Below are 6,267 nucleotides of genomic sequence, written 5' to 3'. Positions count from 1 at the left end.
CTGGCGGATCCTCCGCAAAGCCCGCTGCAAACCGAGCCGGATGACGTCATCGGCAAAGCCATCCTCACTCTCGAGACTCACCGCTGAACAAGCTCCATGTCTTGGCTTTCCGGTTGCCGACGCCTCCACCGCCGCTACGAGCGCAAGCCGGAACACTTCCTCGCCTTCACAGCCATCGCCGCGACCCTCATATGCCACCGCAGACGCACCAAGTGAAGCCGGCCGCCCAGCATCTGTCCGGCCTTTGGCCTGGCGCTGGGTGGTTGTGGGCCATCGCTTCTCGCTCTGCTGGCTGCTGGCTCTTGCTTGGCGGAAGGGGGGGGGTTCCTTTGGGGACCGTACTTGCGATTACGCGCAGAGATGGGCCCCAGGGGGCGGAGATGACCAGCACCAGCCGGGGGAGCAACCTGATGGGTGCGCTGATACTGGTCATCTCGTCTGTGGGGTCGCTGCTATGAGCAGCGGTGAGGATCTTGGCAGGGCGGCGGTGTCCAGCAAATGTGGACGGTGTTAAGCCTGGGGTCGGCTGTGATTGGGCCTCGGTGTGGAGGGCCTTCGAGGGAGCGGTGATGTGCGTTGCTTGGCCGTGCTGGGCTTATACTCGCCCCCTGCTGGGCGGTTGGCAGTTCGTCGATGCCGTTGTTGTCCTCCGCCCTGATCCTCACCGACCGCATCAAAGCGGACGAGCGGTGCTACAGCCAGAGGTGTCAAAAGCACGGCATGAACGTGCCGGTTATTGCCGCCCTCAGCGGCACACCGCTGTGATTCTCGCGGGCTCTGCCGGGGACGGACCCGCGACCTAACGCGTCCAAGCTATCCAAACCCTCCGGGCCTGTGCTGCTATGGAGGAAGAAGTGGTTCATTCAGGATTTTCAGGGCGGCCACCGATCGGGTGGGTAGCGGGGCCTGATAAACCGGCAGGGCTCTCCGGCTGTCGAGAGTGTCTGGCGTCGACTCATGTCGCAGGCAGTCTTGTTGGCCATCTGTCCTTGCGCTCTGGATTTGCCACCCCCCTCGTGGAAGGTGACGATGCTCATCGTCACCTGGGAAAGTGGCCCGTCACTGGAAGCTGCGTTCCCAGCAGCGGGCCCTGGTGGTGCTGATACATCTAAGTGAGCACACCAACCGGGCCGAGGTCGCGTCGGCTTCCTAGCATCAGCGAGGGTGGAGACCACGGCAATATACGCAATCCCGCCTTCAGGAGGCCACCCTAAAAGTCGCCCATACTATCTTTCCAGCAGCATGAGGGTAGTAGTCTATGCCCCATTCGTCGGCGAGTTCGTCGAGAATGATCAGCCCCCGCCCGGACTGACTGTCGAACGCTTGGTTAACTTTGCGGTGGAACACCGGGCCACGGTCATGCACCTCCAGCCGGACGAGCCCGTCAGTGAATAGCAACCGGACTCTGAGCGCGTATGGTGTTGGATTGGTGTGCAGAATCGCGTTTGTCGCCAACTCTGATGCACATGTACATACATCTACTGCCTGTGCACTGAGCCCCCATAGCTCCATGGTAGACAGCACGAAGAGCCGCACTGGAGAAACGCGAAGCGGCTCATGCGCGAAGAGAATTTGGGCTGAGCGAAATGAGTCCACAGCAAACCCCTAATGAACCAGGCTGTCTGGGGCAGTGGAGCTGCTTGCAGCTCCACACAGTTCCCCCGCGTAAGCGTTGCTAGGTGTTTCAGCTCATGTCGCCGACTATCGGAGAGCGGCCGCACGCCCACCAGGTGTTCACCGAGTGAAGAATGCCGAGGTTATTTCGCAAGCCCCAGCCATATAGAGCTCGCTAATGCGATATTCCGGATACGAGAGGCCTGGCAAGCCCACGCGTATCTCTATGCGAACAATAACTCCGGCGCCATGGTTCCTCCATTGCATGCGCGACCCGTCGTATCGGGGTCTGCCACTTCTGACGAGGGCTGACCAGCAAGCCGACTTTGCAGCGCTCTGCTACGCCGCACCATACGATGCCTGCGCGCGGTGCAGAAGCGCTCGGGGCGTTCAGATGGTTAAGGCGGCGAGTGTGTTAAGTGAGGGAGATTGTCCGCCCCTACAGGGTCCGGAATGCAATGTTCCGCCCTATGGTCGGAGGGTGGGTGGGCCGGCCCTTACCGTTCTCGCGCGACCGGTTTTCGTGGCCAAAGATGATGCCTGCGCGAACCGGCAGGCCCTCCATGCGACTGTTCGGTTGGAGGATGAGAAGCCCGTGACCACCGACAAGATCCCAAACGAGCGACTCCGGCACCTGCTCAGGGAGGCCGGCTGGACGGGAGACATGCTGGCCCGAAGAGTCAACGCGCTCGGTAGAGAGATAGGACTTTCGCTTCGCTACCAAAGACCATCGGTTGCGCAGTGGCTGGCCGGATCAGTTCCGCGCCACCCCGTCCCTGAACTCGTAGTGGAAGCCTTTACACGAAAACTCAACCGGAGTGTGACGATGAGCGAGGCGGGGTTTTCTGACCGACACGGATCGTATGCGAGTGAAATGGACCCTGTGGTGACAGAGGCTTACAGTCTCGCTTACCTCGACAAGTCATGCGCTGATGCATGGGAAAGATTCCAATGGACGAAGGAAGCGCGCGGCAGCCGCATAGGGAAATCGGAACTCGCCTCGCTCCGTGTCATGCTGGAGATGTTCTCGGAAACGGAGAAGCGGCTGGGCGGGGGGCTCATAAACGCACCACTAGCCGCGTACGCTCAAACTACTGCGGCAGCTTGGCTAGCAGCCAACTCGAGTCCCGTTATCCGGCGCGATTTCTTCTCCGCCGCGGCGCAACTGCACTATCTATGCGCCTTTACCCACTTCGATGAATGTGAACATGGGAAAGGTCAGGGACACTACCTTTACGGGTTGCGCATAGCCAAGGAAGCCGACGACTCCACCACCTACGCCCTAAGCCTCCGAGGGCTGAGTGTTCAGGCATATCATCTTGGACACCTCTCCCACTCAGCACTGCTGGCCGATACGGCCACAGAGAAAGGGATGCAGCACGCCCCGTTACACGTACAAGCAGCCCTCCTTGGGCAGCGTGCTGTTGCCGGCGCCGCTACAGGAAATCGCTACCAGGCAGTCCGCGACCTGTTGCGTGCGGAGCAACTGCTTGAGCGTTCCTCGGACGCCACAGGGCCCGTTGGTACTTACCACCACGCCTCACACATGCGCCAGCAGGCGGAGGTAGCTGCTCTTCTCCGCAACCACGGCCAGGCACTTAAAGTCTTACACGCCGCGATCCGCGAACGCCCGCGCGCAGAACTCCGCTCACGCACGCTGGACCTCTACCGGCTTGGGGATCTGCAGCTTTCCCAGGGACAACTCGACAGCGCATGTCACAGCTGGGGTGAATTCTTGAACCACTACCCGGCTATCCGCTCACGTCGTGTCAACCGTGCGCTTGCCGCTCTCCGCTCCCGGCTGACACCGTACAAAAGAAGCCCCGCAGTGGCATCGCTCATGCACAGAACACTGCACGTTGCCGAGGCTGGGAACGATTGAGTTCAGCAGACGAGCAGCCCCGCGTTCCTCCATGGCCCCTGATGCCTCCCCCTCTGTGCAGCACACTGACGGCGTTGACAGGCATCACACCACCGGGGTTCCGCTGCCAGCATTGAGTCCGGGTGCTGAGCCTCCCGTCCCGGCTATGACCGGCGGAAGCTACCGAAGCACGCCAGAGCGATCTGCTGGACACGTATGGCTGCGGCTGGAACAGGCCTCAGCCGACCCGCTCTTATCCGTCCATGATCGTCATAGTGAAGGCAACCGCCCCCTCGTGCATCGTTGACGCGCCAGTTCGCTTGGCGGCCCAAGCGAGGCAAACGAAACAGGAACAGCAAATGAACAGGTCAGTACAGCGAGAAACGCTCTACCTCACCAACGCCGATAACGGTGTACTTGTCGTTGCCACACAAGTTGAACACCCGCGCCGTGGAACGGTCCGTTGCCCAGCCGCGCACCCTATCGCGTCCGTGCTCAAGAAATCAGGGTGGCCTGTCCGAGTTGCGCCCGTCACTGCAAAGGAGAGGCCGGCCGCAGGTGCCATCGATGTCGTCTCCTATCTTGACAGCAGCGGCGCAGCGTCAGGTATCGCGGTAGGGGCACCATCAAGGGACCGAGCGGCCAGGGCCGCAGCAAGCTGGGCAGTCGAGGAATGGTCACGCCTCCTGAGGACCCGTCGGGTGATCACCGTAGCGCCGAAGCACCGCTGCGCTGAGACTCAGTACATGCACACAGCCGTGCCGGCCAGCCGCCTGCCTTCTGAGGCAGAGTGCTGTGACAGCTCACGGATCACAGATGTCGCAGGGCTACCGCTGCTGGAGACCCGGACGGCTGGGTGGTGTGGTGCTGGGAACACCGAAGGGAGCCCCCGATCCTGTTCAGCGGTTGCCCGGGCATGCAGTGACGCGGCAGCCTTCGCCAAGGAAGGGCGGGTCGTGTTACTGATCGGCCGCTCAGGGCAAGAGACCGTGGCAAGCGGCCCACTTTCAGGTCTGCGCCGTATCTGCTCACCAAGCGACGCAAGACAAGTGGACGTTCCCGATCGCGGGAGGGTCGCCTTCGTACTGGAACCGGGATGCAGGCCAGATGCTGCCGCAGCGATCGTGCGGGTTATGCGGAAGCGGTTTTCGAACTTGAGGGGCCAGCACCCCGGAAGCTGGTGCTACGCAGAATCAGACTGGTGCCAGACGGTTCATATGACAGCCACAGAGTGTGACCTGGTACTCGTTTTGGGCAAACCGAGCAGCTCCAGCACGGAGATGGCCGCTGCTCAGGCCAGTTGCATTCGACAGGTGCAGCTCATTCCCAACGCCACAGCTCTGAAACCAGACTGGCTGGTACAGGCATCAACCATCGGGATCATCCCAACTAGCGAGGCCTCGGCATGGGAGCTCCACGGTGTCATTGAGGTGCTATCCGGGCTGGGACCGACGAGCCTGCTTCGTCGGCAGGTGACAACTGAGCACGTAAGCGTTGACGCTCCTCACCCCGATGCTCACACCCCCCGACTTTCCACGCATTGAGGGAAACCGCTGATCGGTAACCAATAAACCCGGATGGGCGACACAACGGAGGAGCAGCTCGGAGGGTCGGCGGCGCCTCGTCGACCTTGAGCGGCGGGGCTCCGACTTGCCCATGGCCAGTAAAACGGCCTCCATGCGGGACCATCGGCCAGAACGGGTGGAGAACGAGCCACTGCAGCTGGAACCAGGGCCAATAGTCCCCGACTCCAGCTGCGCGGCAGCAAAGCACTGTCGGCGTAGGAGGCCAACCCCCTCCGATGCGGAAGGCCAGCGCCGGCAAGCTGGGTTGCCGCAGCCGTCATCAGAAAGACATGGCCCTCAGCGCCCAGATGGCCTTCGCGTTAACACGCCTCGGCATCTCAGGCGCGGACGGCGGGGTCCGAAGACCTCCCAGGCATTGAGCAAGTCACCGGGTTGATCCGGGCGCAAAGTTCTTCCTCGACCCGAGCAAAGCCCTAGCGACCACAGCTGACCAGCTACACAGCAGTGGCCGGGCCAGCCATCGTGCAGACCTGGGCCCCACGTCGAGACGAGATGGGAGAACGCGTGACCGACCTCTTCGGCAGTCAGAAAAGCAGACGCAAGATCAGCCGGGCATCCCACTGCAACGACCAGCACCGGGACCGCGATCGGCCACGGGCGCCAACTTCCTTCCCTGACTATCCAGCGCCGGCGCCCGTGCCTTCAAGCTCGCCATCGGCACCGGCTGCCTCGCCGCCGCTCACGGCAGCGGCATCACGGTCATCGGTGTCGGCGCTTCCCCGGCCATGATCGACAAGCTGTACCGCCACCGCGGCGACCAGGCCCCCCTTGGCTTCATGACCTCCGACAGCCCCTGTACACGACTCCGGGAGTCGCCCGGTGGCCTGCAGAGTCGATGTTCACGAGAACGGGAGGCACCTGCCGACAGTCGGCAACGGCGCGATCGTGGCTGGCCTACGCCCGTAGCCAGTGGTTTTTCCCTGGCTTCCCGAGGAGCACCAGACGGCGTCTTGCCGGTCACCACTCACTGAGCTGTTGCCCGTTCTCGTGAACATTCGGCGCGGGAGGTGCCTCCCGAACTGCTGTCGAAACGCTGCTCTGCAACGCGAACAGAGCCACCGCCTCGCTCGGAGCGGTTCCCGCTCAGCGCAGGGCTTTGGAGGCCTAGATCCAATACTGGTGACTTTGGGTGGTGTTGGTCGTTGGGTGTGGTGTGCCAAGGCCTGGGCAGGTGAAGAAGTCGTCGGGTGGCCGGTTGTCGGACCG

General features: G+C 62.2%; 4 protein-coding genes and 1 pseudogene. 4 read left to right on the top strand and 1 reads right to left on the bottom strand.

Annotated features, from left to right (window positions below; all coding sequences use genetic code 11):
* Positions 1-93: 93 nt before the first annotated feature.
* Both ACZ6C1_RS38400 and ACZ6C1_RS38395 read left to right on the top strand, forming a co-directional pair.
* Positions 94-216: pseudogene (locus ACZ6C1_RS38400) on the top strand (IS5/IS1182 family transposase); the annotation flags it as partial.
* A gap of 417 nt (positions 217-633) precedes the next feature.
* Positions 634-765 (top strand): hypothetical protein, encoded by a 132-nt coding sequence (locus ACZ6C1_RS38395; protein WP_469247679.1) that lies wholly within the window; start codon positions 634-636, stop codon positions 763-765.
* 432 nt (positions 766-1,197) lie between these two features.
* On the opposite strand, the gene ACZ6C1_RS38390 is transcribed toward ACZ6C1_RS38395, so the two are convergent.
* Positions 1,198-1,596 carry an ATP-binding protein gene (locus ACZ6C1_RS38390; protein ID WP_469247678.1) on the bottom strand — a complete coding sequence of 133 codons (399 nt, stop codon included), beginning with the start codon at positions 1,594-1,596 and terminating at the stop codon, positions 1,198-1,200.
* A gap of 613 nt (positions 1,597-2,209) precedes the next feature.
* Here ACZ6C1_RS38390 and ACZ6C1_RS38385 point away from each other — a divergent pair.
* Together ACZ6C1_RS38385 and ACZ6C1_RS38380 are read left to right on the top strand one after the other, a co-directional pair.
* Positions 2,210-3,496: a tetratricopeptide repeat protein gene (locus ACZ6C1_RS38385; RefSeq protein WP_469247677.1), complete on the top strand. Its 1,287-nt coding sequence runs from the start codon at positions 2,210-2,212 to the stop codon at positions 3,494-3,496.
* A gap of 242 nt (positions 3,497-3,738) precedes the next feature.
* Positions 3,739-5,019, top strand: a complete 1,281-nt coding sequence (locus ACZ6C1_RS38380) for a hypothetical protein (RefSeq protein ID WP_469247676.1) — start codon at positions 3,739-3,741, stop codon at positions 5,017-5,019.
* Positions 5,020-6,267: the final 1,248 nt, after the last annotated feature.

The organism is Streptomyces sp. NPDC041796, assembly GCF_055590785.1.
Note: the sequence above shows the minus strand (reverse complement) of the source record. Positions and strands in the feature narration are given on the sequence as shown.

Excerpts from the sequence above, each read along its gene's own strand:
- ACZ6C1_RS38395 (WP_469247679.1), top strand. The coding sequence starts at position 634 with ATGCCGTTGTTGTCCTCCGCCCTGATCCTCACCGACCGCATCAAAGCG.
- ACZ6C1_RS38380 (WP_469247676.1), top strand. The coding sequence starts at position 3,739 with ATGATCGTCATAGTGAAGGCAACCGCCCCCTCGTGCATCGTTGACGCG.